22 protein-coding genes are annotated in these 22,839 nt (G+C 71.7%); 12 read left to right on the top strand and 10 right to left on the bottom strand.

From position 1 onward, the window contains the following. Window positions 1-33 precede the first annotated feature (33 nt). Window positions 34-963, top strand: coding sequence for a GlxA family transcriptional regulator (locus tag DRV85_RS16650; RefSeq protein WP_113290605.1), 930 nt, complete (start codon window positions 34-36; stop codon window positions 961-963). A gap of 264 nt (window positions 964-1,227) precedes the next feature. Here the strand turns inward: DRV85_RS16650 and DRV85_RS16645 are convergent, their stop codons facing one another. Continuing rightward, window positions 1,228-1,947, bottom strand: a complete 720-nt coding sequence (locus DRV85_RS16645) for an RlmE family RNA methyltransferase (protein WP_113290604.1) — start codon at window positions 1,945-1,947, stop codon at window positions 1,228-1,230. A gap of 68 nt (window positions 1,948-2,015) precedes the next feature. Continuing rightward, a complete protein-coding gene (locus DRV85_RS16640; protein ID WP_113290603.1) occupies window positions 2,016-3,128 on the bottom strand; it encodes a Ppx/GppA phosphatase family protein in 1,113 nt (370 codons plus the stop codon). 278 nt (window positions 3,129-3,406) lie between these two features. Here DRV85_RS16640 and DRV85_RS16635 point away from each other — a divergent pair, with 278 nt between their 5' ends. From DRV85_RS16635 to DRV85_RS16620, 4 genes are all read left to right on the top strand, one after another. Beyond that, the gene (locus DRV85_RS16635; protein ID WP_113290602.1) at window positions 3,407-3,703 is read left to right on the top strand and encodes a virulence factor; all 297 of its coding nucleotides are present in this window, start codon (window positions 3,407-3,409) and stop codon (window positions 3,701-3,703) included. 28 nt (window positions 3,704-3,731) lie between these two features. Further along, a complete protein-coding gene (locus DRV85_RS16630) occupies window positions 3,732-4,667 on the top strand; it encodes a methylenetetrahydrofolate reductase (RefSeq protein WP_113290601.1) in 936 nt (311 codons plus the stop codon). A gap of 24 nt (window positions 4,668-4,691) precedes the next feature. After that, complete coding sequence (locus DRV85_RS16625) at window positions 4,692-5,660, top strand: methyltetrahydrofolate cobalamin methyltransferase (protein ID WP_113290600.1); 969 nt, start codon at window positions 4,692-4,694, stop codon at window positions 5,658-5,660. 159 nt (window positions 5,661-5,819) lie between these two features. Beyond that, window positions 5,820-6,254: a DsrE family protein gene (locus tag DRV85_RS16620; RefSeq protein WP_113290599.1), complete on the top strand. Its 435-nt coding sequence runs from the start codon at window positions 5,820-5,822 to the stop codon at window positions 6,252-6,254. Window positions 6,255-6,376: 122 nt separating this feature from the next. On the opposite strand, the gene lpdA is transcribed toward DRV85_RS16620, so the two are convergent. From lpdA to DRV85_RS16595, 5 genes are all read right to left on the bottom strand, one after another. Further along, window positions 6,377-7,771 (bottom strand): dihydrolipoyl dehydrogenase, encoded by a 1,395-nt coding sequence (gene lpdA / locus DRV85_RS16615; protein ID WP_113290598.1) that lies wholly within the window; start codon window positions 7,769-7,771, stop codon window positions 6,377-6,379. Between the two features lie 102 nt (window positions 7,772-7,873). Then, window positions 7,874-8,458 carry a DUF924 family protein gene (locus DRV85_RS16610; protein ID WP_113290597.1) on the bottom strand — a complete coding sequence of 195 codons (585 nt, stop codon included), beginning with the start codon at window positions 8,456-8,458 and terminating at the stop codon, window positions 7,874-7,876. 117 nt (window positions 8,459-8,575) lie between these two features. Next, the gene (locus tag DRV85_RS16605; protein ID WP_113290596.1) at window positions 8,576-9,847 is read right to left on the bottom strand and encodes an MFS transporter; all 1,272 of its coding nucleotides are present in this window, start codon (window positions 9,845-9,847) and stop codon (window positions 8,576-8,578) included. A 104-nt stretch (window positions 9,848-9,951) separates the two neighbouring features. Continuing rightward, window positions 9,952-11,004, bottom strand: coding sequence for a tRNA preQ1(34) S-adenosylmethionine ribosyltransferase-isomerase QueA (queA, locus tag DRV85_RS16600; protein ID WP_113290595.1), 1,053 nt, complete (start codon window positions 11,002-11,004; stop codon window positions 9,952-9,954). A gap of 4 nt (window positions 11,005-11,008) precedes the next feature. After that, the gene (locus DRV85_RS16595; protein ID WP_113290594.1) at window positions 11,009-14,263 is read right to left on the bottom strand and encodes a YhdP family protein; all 3,255 of its coding nucleotides are present in this window, start codon (window positions 14,261-14,263) and stop codon (window positions 11,009-11,011) included. 88 nt (window positions 14,264-14,351) lie between these two features. On the opposite strand from DRV85_RS16595, the gene DRV85_RS16590 reads away from it, so the two are divergent. The 5 genes from DRV85_RS16590 (at window position 14,352) to DRV85_RS16570 (ending at window position 19,138) form a co-directional block, all read left to right on the top strand. After that, on the top strand, window positions 14,352-14,807 hold the full coding sequence (locus DRV85_RS16590; protein WP_113290593.1) for a peroxiredoxin: 456 nt from the start codon (window positions 14,352-14,354) through the stop codon (window positions 14,805-14,807). Then, window positions 14,804-15,619, top strand: a complete 816-nt coding sequence (locus DRV85_RS16585) for a ferritin-like domain-containing protein (RefSeq protein WP_113290592.1) — start codon at window positions 14,804-14,806, stop codon at window positions 15,617-15,619. The genes DRV85_RS16590 and DRV85_RS16585 overlap by 4 nt, the downstream gene beginning before the upstream one ends. A gap of 187 nt (window positions 15,620-15,806) precedes the next feature. After that, window positions 15,807-17,117 (top strand): M23 family metallopeptidase, encoded by a 1,311-nt coding sequence (locus DRV85_RS16580; protein ID WP_199526054.1) that lies wholly within the window; start codon window positions 15,807-15,809, stop codon window positions 17,115-17,117. Continuing rightward, window positions 17,107-17,655: a bactofilin family protein gene (locus tag DRV85_RS16575; protein ID WP_113290591.1), complete on the top strand. Its 549-nt coding sequence runs from the start codon at window positions 17,107-17,109 to the stop codon at window positions 17,653-17,655. Before DRV85_RS16580 ends, DRV85_RS16575 begins: the two co-directional genes overlap by 11 nt. Before the next feature lie 28 nt (window positions 17,656-17,683). Beyond that, complete coding sequence (locus DRV85_RS16570; protein WP_113290590.1) at window positions 17,684-19,138, top strand: MFS transporter; 1,455 nt, start codon at window positions 17,684-17,686, stop codon at window positions 19,136-19,138. Here the strand turns inward: DRV85_RS16570 and DRV85_RS16565 are convergent. Further along, on the bottom strand, window positions 19,111-19,695 hold the full coding sequence (locus tag DRV85_RS16565; protein WP_113290589.1) for an HNH endonuclease: 585 nt from the start codon (window positions 19,693-19,695) through the stop codon (window positions 19,111-19,113). The genes DRV85_RS16570 and DRV85_RS16565 overlap by 28 nt on opposite strands. 208 nt (window positions 19,696-19,903) lie before the next feature. On the opposite strand from DRV85_RS16565, the gene DRV85_RS16560 reads away from it, so the two are divergent. Next, a complete protein-coding gene (locus DRV85_RS16560) occupies window positions 19,904-20,350 on the top strand; it encodes a VOC family protein (protein WP_113290588.1) in 447 nt (148 codons plus the stop codon). A 170-nt stretch (window positions 20,351-20,520) separates the two neighbouring features. Beyond that, on the top strand, window positions 20,521-21,141 hold the full coding sequence (locus DRV85_RS16555; RefSeq protein WP_113290587.1) for a thiamine phosphate synthase: 621 nt from the start codon (window positions 20,521-20,523) through the stop codon (window positions 21,139-21,141). Here DRV85_RS16555 and olsA read toward each other — a convergent pair. Both olsA and olsB read right to left on the bottom strand, forming a co-directional pair. Next, window positions 21,122-21,958: a lyso-ornithine lipid O-acyltransferase gene (gene olsA, locus DRV85_RS16550; RefSeq protein WP_113290586.1), complete on the bottom strand. Its 837-nt coding sequence runs from the start codon at window positions 21,956-21,958 to the stop codon at window positions 21,122-21,124. The genes DRV85_RS16555 and olsA overlap by 20 nt on opposite strands. Then, on the bottom strand, window positions 21,955-22,737 hold the full coding sequence (gene olsB / locus DRV85_RS16545) for an L-ornithine N(alpha)-acyltransferase (protein WP_113290585.1): 783 nt from the start codon (window positions 22,735-22,737) through the stop codon (window positions 21,955-21,957). Before olsB ends, olsA begins: the two co-directional genes overlap by 4 nt. Window positions 22,738-22,839: the final 102 nt, after the last annotated feature.

Raw genomic sequence — 22,839 nt, 5'->3', positions numbered from 1 at the left:
CAGCATCCGTCGTTGCGTTATTGGACAGAGATCATGCCGAACTGGACAATGCCGCCCCGCGATCCGGTCGAGATCGACGTGCTCGTCTTCGACCGCTTTTCGAACCTCTGCCTCGCCAACGCGGTGGAACCCCTGCGCGCGGCCAACACCTTCGCCGGGCGCGCCGCCTACCGCTGGCGGCTGCTCACGCGCGACGGCGCGCCCGTCGAAAGCTCGAGCGGCCTGCGCCTCATGCCCGAGGCGCCGGCCCTGCCCCGCGCCTGCGACTATCTGTTCGTGCTGGCGAGCTACGGCGCCGAGACGCAGGACGCTCCGGCCACGCGCCGGACGCTCCGGGCGATGGCCGCCAAGGCGCGTGTCGTCGCGGGGCTCGACACCGGGCCATGGCTGATGGCCGCGGCGGGGCTGCTCGACGGGCGCCGGGCCACCGTGCACTGGGACGCGCTCGACGGGTTCGCCGAGCGCTTTCCCGGGATCGAGGCCCTGCGCGAGCGGGTCGTGACGGACGGCAACCGGCTGACCTGCGCGGGCGCGATGTCGGCCTACGAGATGGCAGCGGGGCTCGTGCGCGCCCACCTGGGCGAGGCCGCGGCGCTCGAGATCGACGGACTGTTCATGGCAGGCGAGGCGCGCGCGGCGCCGGGGCCGGGCCAGGGGCTGACGGGCCGCGCGCTGGCGCTGATGCGCGCCCATCTCGAGACGCCGCTCGCGGTAGAGGAGATCGCCCGCCGCCTCGGCTGCCAGCGCCGCACGCTCGATCGCCGCTTCGTCGCGGAGACGGGTGCGCCCGCGGGCCGGGTCTATCGCCACCTGCGCCTCTCGGCCGCGCGCCAGATGGCCGAGACCGGCCGGCTTCCCGTGAGCGAGATCGCGCTGCGCACGGGCTACGAGAGCCCGGCCGCGCTCGCCCGGGCCTTCCGCGCGCGCTACGGCGAGAGCATCCGGGCGCTGCGACAGGGCTGACTCCGCCCTCGCGCCCGAGGGCGGACCTGAGTTCGCCGCATTCCGCTGGCATCGACGCCCGGGGGGCGAGGAGGGAGCCCATGCCTGATCCACCCGCGGCGGGCGACTTGCGAGCGACCCCGCGCCGTCCCGCGCGCGGCTCTTCGCGCTGTTGCGGGCGGAAGCGCTGGCGCGCCGCAGCCGGGCGGAGGCCCCGCCCGATCCGGAAACGGCCGAACGCCTGCGTGCGGCGGCGGTGGCCTCGCGCGTCGGGCCGGCGCCGCGCTAGCCTTCCCCGCGGCCCCGGAACCCGGTCGCGACGACGTATTTTTCCGAACTGTCGGAGCGAGAGGCCGGCGGCTTCACGTTCGACACTTTCGCGAAGCGGCGCTTGAGCTCGGCCTGCAGCGCGTCCTCCGCCCCCCCAGCGAGCACCTTGGCGACGAAGGTGCCCCCCTCTTCCAGCACATCGAAGGCGAGCTGCGCGGCGGCCTCGCAGAGCGCGACGATGCGCAGATGGTCGGTCTGCTTGTGACCCGAGCTCGCCGCGGCCATGTCCGACATGACCACGTCGGCCCGCCCGCCCAGCCAGCCCCTGATCCGCTCGTCGGCGCCCTCCTCCATGAAGTCCAGCTGATGGATCTCGGCGCCGGGAACGGGATCGACCGGCTGCAGGTCGATGGCGAGCACGCGTCCCTGCGGCTTGCCGGCCCGCTCCCCCAGCGCGTTCACGCGCGCCACGGCCACCTGCGTCCAGCCGCCCGGCGCGCAGCCCAGATCGACCACCCGCGCGCCGGGGACGAGGAAGCGATACTTGTCGTCGAGCTCGAGGATCTTGTAGGCGGCGCGGCCGCGATATCCCTCGGCCTTGGCGCGCCTGACGTAAGGGTCGTTGAGCTGACGCTGCAGCCAGCGCGTCGAGGAGGCCTTGCGCCCGCGGGCCGTGCGGACCTTGACCTTCAGGTCGCGCTGGCCGCGCCCGGAGCTTCCGGCTTTCTTCGGCATGTCCGTCCCTCACCCATCGCGGGAGATCCTTCGTACGAAGAATCTCTGTACCGCGCCGCTGCCGTCCGTCAGACCGGCGCATCCTCCAGCACCCCGTCGGCGGACATCTGCGCGTAGAGCAGTCCCTCGCGCAAGCCCCGGTCGGCGACCGACAGCCGGTCGGTCGGCCAGAGCCTCAGCAGCGCCTGCAGGATCGCGGCGCCCGACATGATCAGCGCCTGGCGGTCCTGCCCGATGCGCGGATCGCGCCGCCGGCCCGCCGGCCCCATCGCCAGGTAGTCGCGGATCACCTTGTCGATCTGGTCCGAGGTCATCCTGAGCCCGTCCACCTTGGTCCGGTCGTAGCGCCGCAGACCCAGATGGCTCGCCGCGACGGTCGTGACAGTTCCGGAGGTGCCGATGATCTGGAACCCTTCGCGCGTCTGCTCGTCCTTGTAGGGCGCGAATTCGGCGAGATTTTCCTCGAAGAACCAGCTCATCAGCGCGTAGCGGGCCGCGTCGTCCTCGACGTCGCGGAACTGGTCGCGCAGCGTGGCCACCCCCAGGGGCACGCTGATCCAGTCCACCACCTTCGCGGCCGGAAAGGGGCTCTGCGGCGGATGGAAGCCCGCATGCAGCCGCATGATCGCGCGCGGCCGGTCGCGATTCGGCACCGAGGAGAGATCGATCCACACGAGCTCGGTCGAGCCGCCGCCGATGTCGACGACCAGCAGCTGTTCGGTCCGCGTGGAGACCAGCGGCGCGCAGGAGATCACCGCGAGGCGCGCCTCCTCCTCCGGCTCGATGATCTCGAGCGTGAGGCCCGTCTCCCCCCGGATGCGGCGCAGGAACTCCGGCCCGTTGCGCGCGCGCCGGCAGGCCTCGGTGGCCACCAGCCGCATGCGACGCACCTTGTGCCGCTTGAGCTTCTGCTGGCAGATCCTGAGCGCCTGCAGCGTGCGCTTCATCGAGGCACGCCCCAGACTGCCCGTGACTTCCAGCCCTTCTCCGAGCTGCACGGTCTTCGAGAAACTGTCCACCACATGGAATTGACTGCCCTTCGGCTGGGCAATCAGCATGCGGCAACTGTTGGTGCCCAGATCGAGCGCAGCATAAAGCTCCGCCGGATCGGGCGGTGCTGGCGCGGGGCTTTCGACCGGGACCGGGAACGCGCCCGCACCATCGGGACGCCTGGGCGCCATGTCTCACGCCCTCCGGATACAAAGTTGTCACAAAGATACGGTCGCGGGCGTGATCCGACAAGCGCGGCGACGGCGTTTTGCCGGAATTCCGTTCCCCGACGGCTTCGACGGGCAGCGGAGGCGCGCCCCGGGGGCGTTGCCGCGATGCATCGCCGCGCGACCGGCGCGATCCGATCGCCGACCGAGTCGTTCCCCGTCGCGCATTCGTCGAAATCAGACCGTGCGCCCCCCACATGCTGACGTAGAGAGGAGCGACGGGAGAGAGGAGATTCGCAGCGGTGCCCGAGGTCACGATCGTCTACTGGCGCGACATTCCGGCGCAGGTGATCGCGGGCAAGGGCCGGCGCGGCGCCAAGCGGCCGCTGCCCGAACGCTTCGAGCAGGCGATCGACCGGGCGGCGATGAAGGCCGGCGCACGCGATACCGACGCCTATCTCGCCGAATGGCGCAAGGCGCCCGCCTACGAGGTGGCGGGGGATGCCGAAGCGGTGGCCGAGGCCGAGGCCGCGCGGATCGAGGCGGAGTACGATCAGGATCGCCTGAAGGCGCTGATCGCGAACGATGGATGGGCCTGAGCGCCCGATGCGATGGAAGGAGGCCCTGATGGCGCTTCTCAGTTTTCCCCGGCGCGGCGAGCGCGCTCCGGCGCCTGCCGGTCCCGACCTCGAGGCGCTGCTCGCGGGCTACTCGATCGAGGTGATGCCGCGCACCGCCGCGAAGATCGAGGACTTCCGCGCGCTGCTGCCCGAGGGCACCCGCGTCTACATCGCGCATATCGAGGGCACGCCCATCGCCGACATGGTCGCCACGGCCGCGCGGCTGCGCGCCCAGGGCTTCGAGCCGATGCCGCATTTCCCCGCGCGCATCATCGCCGACCACGCCACGCTCGCGGACTGGATCGCCCGTTACCAAGGCGAGGCGGACGTGCGTCAGGCGCTGGTGCTCGCCGGTGGGGTCGAGCGTCCGGCGGGCGCCTTCGAGTCCTCGATGCAGCTGCTCGAGACCGGGCTCTTCGACGCGGCGGGCTTCACCCGCCTGCACGTCGCCGGCCACCCCGAGGGCAACCGCGACATCGACCCCGACGGCGGCACGCGCGCCGTGGACGAGGCGCTGCGCTGGAAACAGGCCTTCTCCGAGCGTACCGACGCGCGCATGGCGATCGTCACCCAGTTCGCCTTCGAGGCCGGCCCCATGATCGCCTGGGCCGAGCGGCTGCAGGCTGCCGGGATCCGTCTGCCCGTGCACCTCGGGATCGCCGGCCCGGCCAAGCTGCAGACGCTCATCCGTTTCGCCATCGCCTGCGGCGTCGGCCCCTCGCTCAAGGTGCTGCAGCGCCGCGCGATGGACGTCTCCAAGCTCGTCAAGCCCTACGAGCCCACCCAGCTGCTGCGCGCGCTTGCGGCGCACCGCGCCGCCCACCCCGACAGCAACATCGAACAGATCCACTTCTTCCCGCTCGGCGGCATCGCCGCCACGGCCGAATGGGCCCAGGCGCATGGCGGCGCGGCGGCCCGCCCCGCAGCCCGCGCCGCCGGCTGATCCAGACCCCGAGAAAGGACCCCAATGACCCGCACCATCGTCGCCTCGAAGTCGAAGACCGTGACCATCGGCTTCGACGAGCCCTTCTGCGTGATCGGCGAGCGCATCAATCCCACGGGGCGCAAGAAGCTGGCGGCCGAGCTCGAGGCGGGCGACTTCTCCACCGTCGAGAAGGACGCGCTGGAACAGGTGGCCTGCGGGGCGATGGTGCTCGACGTCAACGCGGGCGTCGTCTACAACTCCAACCCCAACCCGAACGAGACCGAGCCGCCGCTCATGCGCCGGATGATCGAGCTGGTGCAGGGGCTCGTGGAGGTGCCGCTGTGCATCGACAGCTCGGTGCCCGCCGCGCTCGAGGCCGGGCTGGAGGCGGCCGAGGGCCGGCCGCTGCTCAATTCCGTGACCGGCGAGGAAGAGCGGCTCGAGGCGATCCTGCCGCTGGTCAAGAAATACGACGTGCCCGTGGTGGCGATCTCGAACGACGACACCGGCATCTCCGAGGACCCGGAGGTGCGCTTCGCCGTCGCGAAGAAGATCGTCGAGCGCGCGGCGGATTACGGCATTCCCGCGCACGACATCGTGGTCGATCCGCTGGTGATGCCCGTGGGCGCCATGGCCACCGCCGGGCGGCAGGTCTTCACGCTGGTGCGCCGCCTGCGCGAGGAACTGGGCGTCAACACCACCTGCGGCGCCTCCAACATCTCCTTCGGCCTGCCCCACCGGCACGGGATCAACGCGGCCTTCCTGCCCATGGCGATCACCGCCGGCATGACCAGCGCGATCATGAACCCCGTGCGCCAGGTCGAGATGGAGGCGATCAAGGCCGCCAACTTCCTGATGAACAACGACCCCAACGGCGCGGAATGGATCCGCTTTTCCCGCGTGCTCGACGCGGTGGCGGAGGGCACCGCCTTCCCCGAGGCGGCGAAGGCCGCGCAGGCCGCCGGCGGCGGCCGCGGCGGGCGCCGGGGCGGACGCCGGCGCAGCGCCTGATCCGGCGCGGCCGCGGCGCTGCCCCCCGGCCCCAGGTCGTCCGCAGCCCTCGAAAGGCGGCCGCTGCACGGCGGCCTGCGACAGCCTAACACATTCCATTGCCGGCATGTGGCTGTCAGGCTCCGATCGGAAACCGACCCTGATCCGAAAGGAACCCTGATGCTCCGCAAGATGCTGACAGCGCTCGGCCTCGCCGCCGCGCTCGCCGCCCCCGTGGCCGCCGAGATGGAGGACCGCCTGGTGACGGTCGTCACCTCGCCCGATCCGCAGACCCAGCTGATGAGCATGGTGCTGACCATGCAGGCCGTGCAGAAGGGCGTCGAGGCGCATGTCCTGCTCTGCGGCCCGGCGGGCGACATGGCCCTCACGGACGCGCCCGAAAGCGCCACCGCTCCGCAGCCGCCGCGCGACATGAGCCCGCAAGGGCTTCTGCAGGCGGCGATCGCCAACGGGGCGACCGTCGAGGTCTGCGCCATCTACCTGCCCGGCCGCGGCGAAGGCCCGGAAGTCCTGATCGAGGGCGTCGGCGTGGCCCAGCCCCCGGCGATGGCCGAAAAGCTGCTCGACGACGGTGCGGCCGTCTGGTCCTTCTGATCGCGGCCGGACGCGCAGCCCCTGCCCTTCTTCTTGGGGACAAGTATCCTCGGGGGGTGAGGCGGCGAAGCCGCCGAGGGGGGCAGACAGCCCCCCTTGCCGCCCGCCCGACCCCGCGCCGCTCAGTAGTGCAGCGCGCGGCCGTAGGCGGCCAGCACCGATTCGTGCATCATCTCGCTCAGCGTCGGATGCGGGAAGACCGCCTGCATCAGCTCCGCCTCGGTCGTCTCCAGCGTGCGGCCGACGACGTAGCCCTGGATGAGTTCGGTCACCTCCGCCCCGATCATGTGCGCGCCCAGAAGCTCGCCGGTCGTCGCGTCGAAGATCGTCTTGACCAGTCCCTCGGGCTCGCCCAGCGCGATCGCCTTGCCGTTGCCGATGAAGGGGAAGCGGCCGACCTTCACCTCGTGCCCGCGATCCTTCGCCTGCGCCTCGGTCAGCCCGACCGAGGCCACCTGGGGGTGGCAGTAGGTGCAGCCGGCGATCTGGTCGGGCGTCACCGGGTGCGGGTCGCCGCCGGCGATCAGTTCGGCCACCATGACGCCCTCGTGGCTGGCCTTGTGCGCGAGCCAGGGCGCCCCGGCGATGTCGCCGATGGCATAAAGCCCCTGCACCCCCGTGCGGCACATCGGGTCCACCTTCACCTGCCCGCGCTCGACGGTGACGCCCGCCTCTTCCAGCCCGAGTTCCTCGGTGTTGCCCACGATGCCCACGGCAGAGATCACCGTGTCGAAGTCCTGCGTCTGCGTCTTGCCGTCCTGCTCGATGTGGGCTGTCACCCTGTCCTTGCCCCGGTCGAGCTTCTTCACCGTCGCGGAGGTGCGGATCTCCATCCCCTGCTTCTCGAAGGCCTTGCGCGCGAAGGCCGAGATCTCCTCGTCTTCCACCGGCAGGATGCGGTCCTGCACCTCGACCACCGTCGCCTGCGCGCCCATCGTGTGATAGAAACTGGCGAACTCGACGCCGATCGCCCCCGATCCGATCACCAGCAGCTTTTTCGGCATGTGCGGCGGCTTGAGGGCGTGCTTGTAGGTCCAGACGCGCGCGCCGTCGGCTTCGAGCCCCGGCAACTCGCGCGCACGGGCGCCGGTGGCGAGCACGATGTGGGGCGCCTCGACGGTCTGCTCGCCCTTGTCCGTCTTCACCGCGACGCGGCCCTTGCCCGCGAGCCTGCCCTCGCCGCGCAGCACGCTCACCTTGTGCTTCTTCACCAGGTGTTCGACGCCCGAGACGAGCTGTTTCGCCACCTTGCGCGAGCGGTCGATGACGCGGTCGAAATCGAAGCTCGCGCCCTCGACGGCGAGCCCGAAATCGCCCGCGCGGTGCATGAGGTGATAGATCTCCGAGGTGCGCAGCAGCGCCTTGGCGGGGATGCACCCCCAGTTGAGGCAGATGCCGCCCATGTGCTCGCGCTCGACGATGGCGACCCTGAGCCCCAGCTGCGCGCCGCGGATCGCGCAGACGTAGCCACCCGGGCCCGCGCCGATCACGATCATGTCGTAGGACTGTTCAGCCATTCCGGCCCCCTGTTCGCCTCGCGTCGGCGCGACGCTATGCGAAACGGTCGGGCACGACAATGCCGCGCCCCGCGGCGCAGGGGCGCGGCCCGGCGGCCCGGGTCAGGCGGCTTCGCTCTCCTCGAGGTCGCGAACCACGGCACCGTAGCCGCCGTGGTCGAGGAAGACGCGCTCGGCGCTGGTGTCCGCGCGGCCGAGCGCCCCGTTGCGATAGGGGAAGCGGCCGAAGCGGCGGATCACCTCGCGGTGCGCCCGGGCGTGCTTGAGATTGTCGCCGCCCGTCTCCGGCATCCGCTCGAGGATCAGCCGCACCGAACGGTCCTGGTCACACAGGTTTTCCGAATGCATCAGCGGCAGGTAGAAGAACTGCCGCGCGGGCTCGTCGATCCGCATGTCCCAGCCGCGCTGGATGGCCGATTTCGCCGCCGCGCGGGCGGCTGCGTCGGTCTCGAAGGCGCGCGCCGAGCCGCGGAACATGTTGCGGGGGAACTGATCCGTCAGGATGATGTAGGCGAGCGCGCCCGTGGGATAGGTCAGCCAGAGCGCGTAGCGGCCCTCCGTGGCCCCCTCCCAGGTATCGAGGAAACGGTCGCGGATCGTCCGGTCGAGGTCGTCGTCCACGGCGTACCAGCCCTTGGGACCGACTTCGTCGAGCCAGAAACCCAGAATCTCCTCCACGCCCGTCATGCCCTTGATCCTCCATGCTGCGGGTCAGTTATCCACAGTAAAGGATGCGGGGCGGTGCGCCTCAACAGAGCCGTTTTCACGAATTGCAACAACCCCGGCGCGCGAAAGCGGCCCGCGTCACCGCGCGTCGTCCGGATTCTCCTGTTCTTCCAGCGCGGTATCGATCGCGTATTCCTGCGCGAACTCCACCGCGACCGGCGTGACCGTGGGGCCGAGCGGAGCGTAGGTGCCTGTTTCTTCGGCAGCGGGCGCGGGCCGTTGCGTCATGCGCCAGGCGGCATAGCCCACGAGCAGCGCGAAGAAGGCGGCGATCGTGGCGAAGAAGCCCGGCGGGCCGATCACCTGCATCACCCAGCCGGCCGCCAGCGGACCCACGATCGCGCCGACCCCGTTGACGAAAACCAGCCCGCTCGAGGCCGCGGCCATGTCGTCAGGCTCGAGGAAGTCGTTGGTATAGGCGATCAGCAGCGAGTAGAGCGGGTTCGAGACACCGCCGATCAGCAGCGCGGCGGCGAGCAGCAGCTCGGTGCGTGCAGCCCCCAGCATCAGCCCCAGCACCGCGCCGGCGGTGCCGACCGCCGCCGTGCCCAGGATCAGCACCCGGCGGTCCATCCGGTCCGACAGCCACCCCAGCGGATATTGCAGCACGAGCGCGCCGACGAAGAAGGCCGAGACGAAGATCGAGATCTCCTGCACCGACAGGCCCGCCTCGGCGCCGTAGACGGCCGACATGCCGAACTGCGCCGAGAACACGGTCCCCAGCAGCAGCATCCCCACCAGGCCCAGCGGCGAGACCTTGTAGAGCGCGGCGAGCGTCATCGGCTTGGCGGTGCCGAAGGCCGGCGCCGGCGACACCGACAGCAGGATCGGCGCGAAGGAGATCGACACCAGAACGGCGGGAATGACGAAGAGCACGAAGCCCGAGGGATCGGCCACCACGAGCAGCGCCTGCCCGGCGATCAGCCCCACCACCTGCACCAGCACATAGACCGAGAGCGTCTGCCCGCGCGTCTCGTTCGTCGCGGTGTTGTTGAGCCAGCTCTCGGCGGTGACATAAACCCCCGAGAAACAGAAACCGATGACGAGCCGCCCGATCGCCCAGAGCCAGGGATCGGTGAAGACCGGGAAAAGGATCACCACGGCCGAGACCATCGAGGCCAGCGCCGAGAAGACGCGCACATGCCCCACGCGGGCGATCATCCGCGGCGCCATGCGCGAGCCCCCGAGGAACCCCACGAAATAGGCGGCCATGACCACCGACATCTCGAAGGCCGAGAAGCCCTCGATCTCGCCGCGCACGCCCAGCAGCGTGCCCTGCAGGCCGTTGCCGATCATCAGCAGGAAGAGCCCGAGCAGCAGGGCCCAGGCGCTGTTGAGGACGGTGAGCATGTGCCGGAGGCTCCGAAACGCGTCGATGTCTGCCCCTACAGCGCCGCGTCACCGGTGGCTGTTCCCGCCGCGACTCGGCGCAGGGCCTTCGGCGACATGGGCTATCACTCCCCGGGCACGAGAAGCGAGGCGTCTCCGTAGGAAAAGAAGCGGTAACGTTCCGTGATCGCATGGGCGTAGATCCGCCGAACGCGATCGAGGCCCATCAGCGCCGCGACCAGCATCATCAGCGTCGATTTCGGCAGGTGGAAGTTGGTCATCAGCGCGTCGGTCATCCGGAAGCGGAAGCCGGGATAGATGAAGATGTCGGTGTCGCCCTCCCAGGGCGCGATCTCGCCGCCCTGCCCCGCGGTCTCGATCAGCCGCAGCGCCGTGGTCCCCACCGGGATGATGCGCCCGCCGGCGCGGCGGGTCTCGGCGATCTGGGCGGCGGCGCTTTCGCTCACCTCGCCCCATTCGGCGTGCATCCGGTGGCGCGTCACGTCGTCCACCTTCACCGGCAGGAAGGTTCCGGCACCCACGTGCAGCGTGACATGCGTCATGCCGATGTCCGCCGCGCGCAGCGCGTCGAGCAGCGCCGCGTCGAAATGGAGGCTCGCGGTGGGTGCGGCCACCGCGCCCGGACGCGCGGCCCAGACGGTCTGATAGTCCTCGCGATCCTGTTCGTCGGGCGCGCGACGGCGTTCGATGTAGGGCGGCAGCGGCATCGCGCCGGCTCGCGCCAGCGCCTCGTCGAAGGCCTTGCCCGTCTGGTCGAACTCGAGGAGCGCCTGTTCCCCCTCGCGCCCCTGCATCCGGGCGGAGAGGTCGTCGGAGAAGCGGATCACCTCGCCGGGCGCGAGCTTCTTCAGCGGCTTGACGAGCGCGGTCCAGAGCCCGCCCGGCCGCGGCTCGAGCAGCGTGACCTCGATCCGCGCGTCCGAGGCGCCCGCCGCGCCATGGCGGCTGCGGGTGCCGCTCAGCCGCGCCGGGATCACCTTGGTGTCGTTGAGGATCAGCCGGTCGCCGGGCCGCAGGAACTCCGGCAGGTCGCGAACGATCGCGTCGGTGATGCGGTCGCCCTCGGCCACCAGCAGCCGCGCGGAGGAGCGCGGCCGCGCGGGGCGCGTGGCGATCAGCTCGTCGGGCAGGTCGAAGTCGAAATCTGACAGCTGCATGGGATTACCGGACCACTTTCGGAGGCGGACGACGGAAGATTTCCCTGAACATGCCCGGCGTCAAGGCGGAGAGCGGGTTCACGCGCACCTGCGGATCCTCGCCCGTGCCGCGCAGCCGGAAGTTGAAGCCGAAGAGCCCCTCGCCCTTCCGCGTGAGCACCGAGCCCACGACGTTGAGCAGATAGACCGGCGAGAGCACGCCCTGCATGTCCATCCGCCCGGAGGCGAGATCGTAATAGCCGTCCATCGAGATGCCCATCGAGGGACCGATCGCGGAGGACCGCGTCAGGATCACCTGCCGGGGGGTGAGGCGGAAGCGGGCCTCGACCTCGGAGAAGGCGATGCCGGGCCCGCCGAGCTGGTCCAGAATGCCGACGATGCTGATCGCGTCTAGCAGCGCGGCGAGCGTCGGCGTGTCGCGCATCCGCGTATCGGTGACGCGCAGCGTTCCGTCGAAGGTGCCGGGCGCCTGCGCGGGCAGCAAGGTCAGGTCCATCGCGCCCCCGGCCGCGTTGCGGAAGATGCCGCTCGACCGCAAAACCCGCCCCGCATCGTCGGCGCGCAGGCGCACCGCGGTACGCCCGCTCACGGGAACGAGCGTGCCTCGGATCGCCGCACGGTCGTTGACGCGGGCGGTGAACTCGCCCTCGAGCCCCGCGCCGGCCGTCACTTGCCCCCGGAAACCCGTCAGCGCGATCCCCTCCGAGACGACCAGCCGGTCGAGGCTCAGCGCGACGGGAACGAGCGCGCGGCGCCCCCCCTCCCCCCGCTCGGGGAGCGCGCGCAGGTCGATCTCGCCGCCGGCGATCTCGATGCCGGGCGGGCGCCCGGCGCCGCGCGGCCGCAGCACGACCGGCGCATCGAGCCAGCCGCCCGCGCGCACGCGGTCGAACTCCGCCCGGGCCAGCCCGCCGCCGGGCGAGAGCGCGACGCGCCCGCGCGCCGAAAGTCCGGGGGCGTCGAGCGCGATACTGTCGATCTCGGCCGGCCGCCCCAGCCTGCCGGTCACCTGCAGAGCGCCGGTGGCCTGTTCGGAAAGCCGCCATCCCAGCGGCGCGATGGACAGGCCGAGCCCGCCGAGGCTCGACCGCAGGGAGAACTCCGGCGGCGCGTCCTTCGGCAGATCGAGGGCGAGACGCGCGGACGCCGCGCCGCGCACCGCCTCGGGCGGAAGGTCGAGCCCGATCGAGGAAAGGAAGGCGCGGTCGAGGCGCAGCTCCGCCACGACACTGCCCTGCTCGCCCGCGGTCAAGGGCTGCCGCCAGCGGCCCGAGACCGGCAGCCCGTCGAGCGCCGCCGCCCCCTCGATGGTGAGCGCCGCGTTGTCCACGCGCGCGTCGAGCCGGCCCGCCGTCAGACGGCGGTCCGGGACGATCGCGTCGCTCGCGACGTCCCGCAGCACGCCGGCGAGGTCGAGATCGAGCTCTTCCGCCGTCAGGTTCCTGCGCAGCCTGAGGCCGATCCGGCCCGTGGCGGAAAGCCGCCCCTCGGCGAGCTCGGGCGTCCGCCCCGCCCGCGCGAGCAGGCCAAAGGGCGGCCGGTCCAGCAGCCCGAGCGCGGCCGGCAGCGGCCCGGCGGCCGCGAGCTGCACCTCGGCGGGCCCCCTGGGGATGCGCACGTCCGGAATGACGAAGCTCGTCCCCGCCACGGCGACCTGCCCGGCCTCTCCCATCGGCACATGGCCCGCATGCGCCGTGGCGGCGAAGCGCGCGTCGTGCAGGCTGATCTCGCCCGACGCCGCCTCGATGGGCGGCATTTCGGGCAGGAAGCGGATGCGCGCCTCGCGGAAGCTTCCCGTGAAGGACACCTTCGGCGGGGCGCCCGGCTCGGCCCGGAGCGCCGCCTGCGCCGCGGCGAGCTCGCCGTCCAGCACGTTCCGCACGACCCACCGGCGCGCGCCGGGCTCCCACACCTCGGGCCACCAGGTGGCGACCATCTCTGGCGTGACCCCCTCCGCGCGGGCGTCGAGGGAGAGCCGCCAGCCCTGCGGCCCCACGTCGGCGCGCCCCGAGAGATGCACCGGCAGCATCGGGTCCGTCACCCGCAGACGCCCGAGCCGCAGCGAGAAAGGGTCGAGCGCGACGCTGAGATCCGCCTCGGCGCCGTCGAGGTCGAGCGGTTCCGCATAGAGCCGCCCGGTCTTGGCCGTCACCTCGCCGAGGCGGAGCTGCGCGGTCAGCCCGGTGGGCCACCCCGTCTCGAGACCGTGAAGCTGCGCCTGCGCCTCGGCCGTGACGCTGAGCAGTTCGCTGTCCACCGCGATCTCGTCGAAGCGCAGCCGCGCGGCCGCCGGATCATAGGTGAAATAGCTGTGCGCCGACCGGAAGGGGATGGGCCGCGCCACCGCCTCGGGCTGGAGCGCGCCCGCGCCGATCTGCAGCGCCGCGTGGAGCGGCCCGAGCGCGCCGGAGGCGTCCACTTCCGTCCGCAACGCGCCCGAGATCGGCGCATCGAGCACCCCGAGCCAGGCCAGCGCGGGCGATTGCGTCGCGATATCCGCGGCTTCCATGCCCTCGAAGGCCGCACCGAAGGCGACCGCGGCGGAGCCGATCGCGCTCTCGGCGTTGAGCTCCAGCGTCGCGGCCTCGTCACGCCCCGACAGAAGCGCGAAATCCCCCGCCACGCGCAGCCGGCCGTCGCTGCGCGTGATGCGCAGCCGCCCGCCGTCCGCCGTCCAGCCGCGGCCCGCGCGCGCATCCTCGTAGCGCAGCGTGAGCCCCTGCGCCTCGACCCGTGCAAGCCCGGCGAGGCGCGGGTGCACCGCCAGCGCGTCGACCGCCGCGATCATCTCGGGCACCGAGGCGAAGCCGGCCCCCGTGCCGCCGAGCGCGAGGTCGAACCGGCCCGACGCATCGCGGCGCAGCTGCATGATCGCGCCGGCTAGCCGGAGTTCGCGCAGCCGCGTCTCTCCCTGCAACAGCGGCAGCACCGCGAGCGTCCCCTCGATCCGCGCCAGACTGGCCTGCGGGGCGCCCGCCCGGTCGCGCAGCGTCACGCCGTCGAGCCGGATCGCGGGATGCCCGTCGCGGCGCAGGGACAGCTGGATCGCCTCGAACTCGACGCGCAACTCGGGCAGCGCCGCGTCGAGCCGCGCCTCGACCCGCGTCTCGAGCCATCTGGGCGCGGCCAGGGTGCGGTCGCTCAGCGCGAAGACCAGGCTCGCGACAGCGAAGCTCGCGACGCCCGCCAGCGTCGCCGCGACGAGGCGCCGCGGCCAGCCGCGGCGCGATCCGCCGCGCCTGCTCTTCGATGGCGTCATGCGTGCCCCTGCCACATGGCTTTCTTCTTGACGGTCGGCGCCTAGTATCTCACGCGCAACAGCGTCAGACCAGCCGAGGACTCATGACATGACCGAAAATGCCGCACCGGATTTCACGCTGCCCGTCACCGGCGGAGGCGAAATCACCCTCTCCGCCCTGCGCCCGGCCCCGGTGGTGCTCTTCTTCTACCCGCGGGACGACACCTCTGGCTGCACCAAGGAGTCGATCGCCTTCTCCGGTCTGAAGGAAGAGTTCGACAAGCTGGGCGTGAAGGTCTTCGGCATCTCGAAGGACAGCATGAAGAGCCACGAGAAGTTCGCCGACAAGCACGGGCTCACGGTGCCCCTGCTTTCCGACGAGGGATCGGACGTCGCCGAGCAATACGGCGTCTGGAAGGAAAAGAGCATGTACGGCAAGACGTTCTGGGGCATCGAGCGCTCGACCTTCCTGATCGACGGCGCGGGCCGCATCGCGCGCGAGTGGCGCAAGGTGAAGGTGCCGGGCCACGCCGAGGAGGTTCTCGAAGCGGCCAGGGCGCTGTGAGCCCGAGCCTCGCCCGACGCGCGGTGGAGGTGCTCTCCACCGCCGACGCGGCCGAGAAGGCGCGGCTGTCGCGTGCCCATGCGGCGGACTGGTTCGCGGCGCGCGCAGCCGGCACGCCGCTGCCCGTCGGCCGGGCCGAGCCGCCCCTGCGGCCGGCGCGCCCCGACCGGCCCGAGCTGCTGGACCCGCGCGAGGTGCCGAAACGGCGCCCCGGCTCGGTCGAGGGCCGGACGGCGCTCCTGCACGCGGTGGCGCATATCGAACTGAACGCGGTGGACCTGCACTGGGACGTCATCGCGCGCTTCGCTCATGTGCCGATGCCCGCGGGCTTCTACGACGACTGGGTGAAGGCAGCCGACGAGGAGGCCAAGCACTTCGGCCTGCTCTCAGACTGCCTCGCGGCGCGCGGCAGCCACTACGGCGCGCTGCCCGCCCATGCCGGCATGTGGCGCGCGGCGGAAGACACGGCCGGGGACTTCATGGGCCGCCTCGCCGTCGTTCCGATGGTGCTCGAGGCGCGCGGCCTCGACGTGACGCCGGACATGATCGCGCTCTTCCGCAAGCACGGCGAGACGGACGCCGTCGCCGCGCTGGAAACGATCTACGCCGAGGAAGTGGGCCATGTCGCCTACGGCGCGAAGTGGTTCCATTTCCTCTGCGGGCGCGAGGATCGCGACCCGAAGGAGACCTTCCACGCGCTCGTGAGGCGCTATTTTAAGGGCGCGCTGAAGCCCCCCTTCAACGAGGAAAAGCGCGCCGAGGCGGGCCTTCCGCCCGATTTCTACTGGCCGCTCGCCGCCGATGCCGGCTGACCCGCGGCCCGCAACGCGCTGACATCGGCGGAATTTCGCCCAATTCGCGGCGCCAAGGGGCGCGACGGCGGGTAAGCCGAGCAAAACCGTTGCCTGTCGCGTAACCAATCGCTAACCAACTGTGCAAGGTGCCGGGTGTTGGGGAGCCCGAGCGTCGCGATTGAGACAGGAGCGAGGGGCAGGCTTCGTGCGGACGCGGCTGGCGATACGGTTTCATGCGCTTCTCGAGCGCGTCTTTCCCGAGCGAAGGCTCTTTCTGAAATCCGACGACGACATGCGCTTCATCCGGCTTCGGTCGGGGACGCAGGCGATCGCGATGGCGGGCGCCACGCTCGTCGTGGGCTGGGCGATCCTCGCGACGGCGATCCTGCTGATGGACGCGATCGGCGGCGGCAACTTCCGCGAGCAGGCGCGGCGCGACCTCGAAACCTATCAGGCGCGGCTCAACGCCCTGGCCGAGGCGCGCGACGCCCGCGCGGCCGAGGCGGTCGCCGCGCAGGAACGGTTCAACACGGCGCTCGAACAGGTCTCGGTGATGCAGTCCGAGCTTCTCGCCTCCGAGACGCGCCGCCGCGAACTCGAGACGGGTCTCGAGATCGTGCAGGCGAAGATGCGCGACCTGGCCCGGGACCGCAACGCGATGCGCGAGCGGCTCGCGACGCTCGAGCGCGCGCTCGAGGACGGCGAGGCCCTGCCCGAGGGTGGCGGCGGCGCGGACACGACCGTCGCCTTCCTGACCCGCGCGCTGGCCGAGACTGCGGCCGAACGCGACCGGCTCGAGGCCGACGCCGAGGAGGCCCTGCTCGCTGCGGACCGCATGGCGAGCGAGTTGCGCCTGCTTCAGGACCAGAACGAGACGATCTTCCGCCAGCTCGAGGAGGCGATGCTCGTTTCGGTCGAGCCGCTGGACCGGATGTTCGAGCGCGCGGGGCTGGACCCCGACGACCTGCTCGACGAGGTGCGGCGCGGGTATTCGGGCCTCGGCGGCCCGCTCACGCCGATCTCCTTCACCACGAGCGGCGGCGCGATGCACCCCGACGCCGAACGCGCGGGCCGCATCATGAACAGGCTCGACGAGCTGAACCTCTATCGCATCGCGGCGCAGAAGGCGCCCTTCGCGCTGCCGGTCAAGGGCGCGTTCCGCTTCACCAGCGGCTTCGGGATGCGCTGGGGCCGGATGCACAACGGCGCCGACTTCGCCGCCTCGCACGGCACGCCGATCTACGCCACCGCCGACGGCGTCGTGACCCACGCCGGCTGGCTTTCCGGCTACGGGCGGCTGGTCAAGATCCAGCACGAATTCGGCATCGAGACGCGCTATGCCCACATGTCCCGCATTCGCGTGAAGGAAGGCCAAAGGGTATCGCGCGGCGACAGGATCGGTGATATGGGGAACAGCGGACGCTCCACCGGCACCCATCTGCACTACGAAGTCCGTGTCGGCGGCAAAGCCGTGAACCCCATGATCTACATCAAGGCTGCGAGAGATGTTTTCTAAGAGCAAGATCAACGAGCCCGGCCCCAAGGCCGCGGAACCGGCGCCCGCGCCCTCCGCGGAGACCTCGCCGGCGCCCCGGTCGGATTACGCGGCCTCGGCGAACAAGCCGAAGCCCTCGCCGTCGGTGCTCTCCTCCGATCTGCACATCACCGGCAACGTCAAGACCACCGGCGACATCCAGGTGGAAGGCACGGTCGAGGGCGACATCCGCGCCCATCTGCTGACCATCGGCGAATCCGCCACCATCAAGGGCGAGGTCACCGCCGACGACGTGGTCATCAACGGCCGGATCGTCGGCCGCGTGCGCGGGCTCAAGGTGCGCCTCACCTCCACCGCCCGGGTCGAGGGCGACATCATCCACAAGACCATCGCAATCGAATCGGGCGCGCATTTCGAGGGCTCCGTCCAGCGGCAGGACGACCCGCTCAACGGTGGCGGCCGGGCCAAGCAGGGCGCCGAGAGCCAGGCGCCGCAGACCGGCAAGTCCGGCGGATCTCAGCCGCAACAGCAGACCGCGACCCAGAAACAGGGCGCGTGAGCGCGCAGCGGGCGGCGTCGTCGCCGGCATGACCGACGACGCGCGCCCGCCGGTCTGTGCACCGCGCAACCGGCGCTGGATGCTCGCCGCTGCGATCCTCGCCTCGGCGCTGGGCTTCATCGACGGCACGGTCGTCGCGATAGCCCTGCCCGCCATCCGTGAGAGCCTGAACGCCAGCCTCGCGCAGGCGCAATGGATCAACAACGCCTACATGCTGCCGCTCTCGGCGCTGATCCTGGCCGGCGGGGCGCTCGGGGACCGCTTCGGTCTGGTCCGCGTCTTCGGCGCTGGGATCGCGGTCTTTCTGCTGGGATCGGCGGCCACGGCGCTCGCGCCCACGCCCGAGGCGATGATCGCGGCACGGGCGCTCAAGGGCGCGGGCGCGGCCGCGATGGTGCCGGGCTCGCTGGCGCTCGTGGCGCGCGCCTATCCGCGTGCCGAGCGGGGCCGCGCCATCGGCCTCTGGGCGGCGGCCTCGGCGCTCACAACGGCGGGCGGCCCGGTGATCGGCGGGCTGATCCTCTCGGCCGGGGGCGAGTGGACCTGGCGGCTGGTCTTCGCGCTGAACCTCCCGCTCGGGGCGATCGCGCTCTGGCTGCTGCACAGCAAGGCAGAGCCCGATCCGGGGCGGCCGGAGGCGCCGGTCGACTGGCCGGGCGCCGTGCTGGCCACGCTGGGGCTCTTCGCGCTCGCCTGGGGGCTGACGCGCCCCGGACAATGGCCGGTCTCGGCCGCCGGGATCGGAATTTTCGCCCTCTTCCTGCTGTGGCAGGCGCGCGCGCCCGCGCCGATGATGCCGCTCGACCTCTTCCGCAGCCGCGCCTTCGCCGCCGCCAACGGGCTGACCTTCGCGCTCTATTTCGCGCTCTCGACGATGATCTTCTTCGTGCCCATGGCGCTGATCGGCGGCTGGGGCGTCAGCGAGGCGGCCGCCTCCGTGGCCTTCGCGCCGCTGGCGCTCTGCGTGGGCGCCTTCTCGGGCCTCGCCGGGCGCGTCGCCGACCGGATCGGCCCTGCCCCGCCGATCCTCGCCGGCGCGCTGACGGTGGCGGCCGGTTACGCCGCCTTCGCCGCCACCGCCCCGGCGGCCGAGTTCTGGACGCGCAGCCTGCCCGCGCTCGCGCTCACGGGGCTGGGGATGAGCATGCTGGTCGCGCCGCTCTCGACCGCGGTGATGATCTCCGTGCCAGACGCCCGCGCCGGCGCGGCCTCGGGGGTGAACAACGCGGTCACGCGCATGGCCGGGCTGATCGCCGTCGCCGCCATGGGCGGCGTCGCGGCGGCCCGCTATCACGCTGCCGGCGGCCCGGCGAGCTTCGGCACGGAATCCGCTGCGGCGGGACACATGGCGGCGAGCACCGCGGCGCTGGCCACGCTCGCCTGGATCGCGGCGGCTCTGGCAGCGCTCGCGGCGCCGATCGCCTGGCTCGGTCTGCGTGCGGGCGGCGCGGCCGCTCAGGCCTCGAGCTCGGCGTCCCAGTAAAGGAAGTCGAGCCAGCTTTCGTGCAGGTAGTTGGGCGGGAACTTGCGACCGAGGTTGCGCAGCTCTTCCGCGCCCGGCCGGCGCGGCGGCTTGCGCAGGCTCATGCCCGTCTGGCGCAGGCTCTTGGCGCCCTTGCGCAGGTTGCACTTCGCGCAGGCGGCGACGACGTTTTCCCAGCTCGTCACCCCGCCCGAGGCGCGCGGCACCACATGGTCGAAGGTCAGATCGCCCTTGGCGCCGCAATACTGGCAGGCGAATTCGTCCCGCAGAAAAAGATTGAAGCGCGTGAAGGCCACGCGCTTCCTGGGTTTCACATAGTCCTTGAGAACGACCACCGAGGGTATTCGGATCGTGGTCGAGGGGCTGCGCACGGTCTGGTCGTATTCCGCGACGATGCTCACCCGGTCGAGCCAGACGGCCTTCACCGCCTCCTGCCACGGCCAGAGCGAGAGCGGGTAGTAGGAGAGCGGCCGGTAATCGGCATTGAGCACGAGCGACGGATGCTTTCGGAGCGCGCCGGGCTCCCGTACGAAACTCGTCCTGAAATCGCCATCCATCGCGCCCCGCGCCTCCGCCCGTGCGACGCCGCCGACCTGGCCGGGCCAATCCGGCGCCCTCTGCCTCTTCTTACTATATATCGCGTTCGCCTTGCGGCAAGCCCCGCAATATCCGGTGGCCTGCACGAGGCCTAGCCTGCTCCTGTAACGCCTGAATGACGGGCGCGTGCCGCTGACAGGCCGCACGCGCTCTGCTAGCCTCGGCGCCATGGCAGAGGATGACGCGACCCTTCCGCCGGCACCGCCGGCGCGCGGCGTGCTCGAGGCCGCGGTCTATGCCGAGGATCTCGATGCGGCCGAAGCCTTCTACGGCGGCGTGCTGGGGCTCGAGCGGATCCAGCGGGTGGGCGCCCGGCACGTCTTTTTCCGAGCGGGCGCGCAGGTGGTGCTGGTCTTCAACCCGGCTGAAACGGTCAAGCCGCCGGGCAACCCGCGGCTGCCCGTGCCGCCGCACGGGGCGGAGGGGCCGGGCCATCTGTGCCTCGCCGCGCCCGCCGGGGAGATCGACGCCTGGCGCGCGCGGCTCGAGGCCGCCGGCGTGGCGATCGAGGCGGATTTCGCCTGGCCCAATGGCGCGCGGTCGATCTACTTCCGCGACCCGGCGGGGAACTCGCTGGAGATCGCGGAGCCCTGGCTCTGGGATCGGCGCGCCTGAGACGAGGGGGGCGCTGCCCCCCTCGGCGGCTCGCGCCGCCTCACCCCCCGGGGTATTTCTTGCAAGCGGAAGGACCGGGCCGGCGTGTCGTCGTCGGCCGCGCGCGGCGGGGCATGGCCAAGCCGCGCGCGGCGCGGTAAGAGGCGGTGCGCAGTCAGGGGGAGGCGCGCATGGCCGGAGACGACCGCCCGCAGATCTATCTCGTTACGCCGCCGGAGATCGCGCTGCCGGACTTCGCGCCGCAGCTCGAGGCCGTGCTCGACGTCCATCCCGTGGCCTGTCTGCGGCTCGATCTGGCCACGCGGGACGCCGACGCGGTGGCGCGCGCCGCGGACGGGCTGCGCGAGATCGCCCACGCCCGCGACGTGCCGCTGGTGGTGGCGGAGCACCTGGCGCTGGTGGAACGGCTGGGCCTCGACGGGGTGCATCTGACGGACGGTGCGCGCTCGGTGCGCAAGGCGCGGGCCATGCTTGGCGCCGAGGCGATCGTGGGCGCCTTCTGCGGGGCCTCGCGCCATCAGGGTATGTCCGCCGGCGAGGCGGGCGCGGACTACATCGCCTTCGGCCCCGTGGCCGAGACGGGGCTGGGCGACGGCACCGTGGCGGCGCATGATCTTTTCGCCTGGTGGTCGGAGATGATCGAGCTTCCGGTCGTGGCCGAGGGGGCGCTCGACGCCGCGCGGGTGGCGGAGCTGGCCCCGGTGGTCGATTTCTTCGCCTTCGGCGAGGAGGTCTGGCGCGAACCGGACCCGGTCGCGGCGCTGGGGGCGCTCAGGGACGCGATGGGCTGAGCGCGGCCTCGAGCCCTTCGCGCACGCGTGCCTCGAGCGCCTGCGCGAGCGCCTTGCGGCCGGCGTGCCCGGCCACGTCCAGGGGCGCGTGCCAGATCACCTCGACCCGGCCCCGGCCCGGCGCGGCCAGCACCTGAAGCAGATGCGGCCCGAAGGCCATGTCGCCCCACCAGCCGTAGAAGCGCGCATCCCGACCCGGCGGCGCATGCCATGCGACCGTCACCGGCTGGATCCGCAGCCCGTCGAGGCCGTCGTCGTAGAAGGCGTCGAAAAGCGTCGGCACGAAGCGCAGCACGCGGCGGCCGTCGGTCGAGGTGCCTTCGGGAAAGAAGAGCAGACGGTGCCCCAGCCGCAGACGCTCCGCGAAGGCTTCCCGCTGGAGGCGCGCCGCGCGCCGGTCGCGCGCGATGAAGAGCGTGCCCGTCGCCCGGGCCAGCCAGCCGATGCCGGGCCAGCCGGCCACCTCGGCCTTGGCGACGAAGTAGAGGGGCGTGCAGGCGTTGAGCGCGAAGATGTCCGCCCAAGAGGCGTGGTTGGCCACCATCGCCCCCGCGCCGCGGATCGGCGCGCCGCGGATCACCAGCCGCACGCCCAGAAGCGGCAGGGCCGCACGGCAGACGCCCAGGGTGATCCATGGCGTGACAGGGCGCCGCGCGCCCCAAACGAGCCGCTCCGGCACGCGCAGGAGCAGCAGCACCGCAAGCCCGCCGAAGACGACGAGCGCGAGCGGCAGGCCGGTCGCCGCCGCGCGAAGCCAGCCGGCGGGGCCGATGGGCTCCGGCGCGGGCGGCGCCGCGCCGCGCCAGGTTCGGCTCATGCGCGCCCCCCGCGGTAGAGCGCGGCCTGCCGTTCGTTGAGCCGCGCCGTATCCATCAGCAGGCAGACATCCGTGGTGTTGAAGGCGTGGTCCACGAAGGCCCCCTCGCCCACGAAGCCGCCGAGGCGCAGATAGGCCTTGATGAGCGCGGGCACCTGCAGCATGGCGCGCCGCCGGTCGATCGCCGCCTCGGGCAGCAGATCCATGCGCTGGAAGTCCCGCGCCCGCACTCGCAGGTCGATCGGCGCGAGGTGGCGGTGGTGGAGCAGCGAAAGCGGCTCGGCCAACGCTTGCGGATCGGTGCCGTGGAAGCTCGCCACGCCGAACAGGATCTCTATCTCGTGCGTGGCGACGTAGTCGGCCAGCGCGCGCCAGAGATGGAACATGGCGGCCCCGCCGCGATAACAGGGGTGCACGCAGGAACGGCCCAGCTCGAGCATGCGGCGCCCGCTCGCGTGCAGCGGCGCGAGGTCGTATTCGTCCTCGCTGTAGAACTGGCCCGCCGCGGCCGCCTGCTCGGGGCGCATGACGCGATAGACGCCGACGACGTGATCGAGCGCGGCTGCGTCGCGCGCCGGATCGACGAGGACGAGGTGGTCGAAGAACGGGTCGAACCTGTCGCGCTCGAGCCGCGCGGCGTGATCGACGAGCGGGCCGGAGCCGCCCAGCTCCTCGACGAAGACGGCATAGCGCAGCCGCTGCGCGGCGAGGCGGTCGCGCTCGTCCGTTGCGAGACGGACACGGAACTCGGGGTCCGGGCGGGCGGCGGGCTTCGTCATGCGCGATCGGGCTAGTGTCTCGGCGCCTGCGTCATAGGCAAGGCGGGCGGAATTGGCAACAAAACCACCGCCCCGGCGCTTCGGCGCGTTTACCAATCCGTA

The organism is Rhodosalinus halophilus (assembly GCF_003298775.1).
GTDB classification, from domain to species: Bacteria; Pseudomonadota; Alphaproteobacteria; order Rhodobacterales; family Rhodobacteraceae; genus Rhodosalinus; species Rhodosalinus halophilus.
The sequence above is the reverse complement of the archived record's forward strand: the minus strand, read 5'-3'. Positions and strand labels throughout refer to the sequence as shown.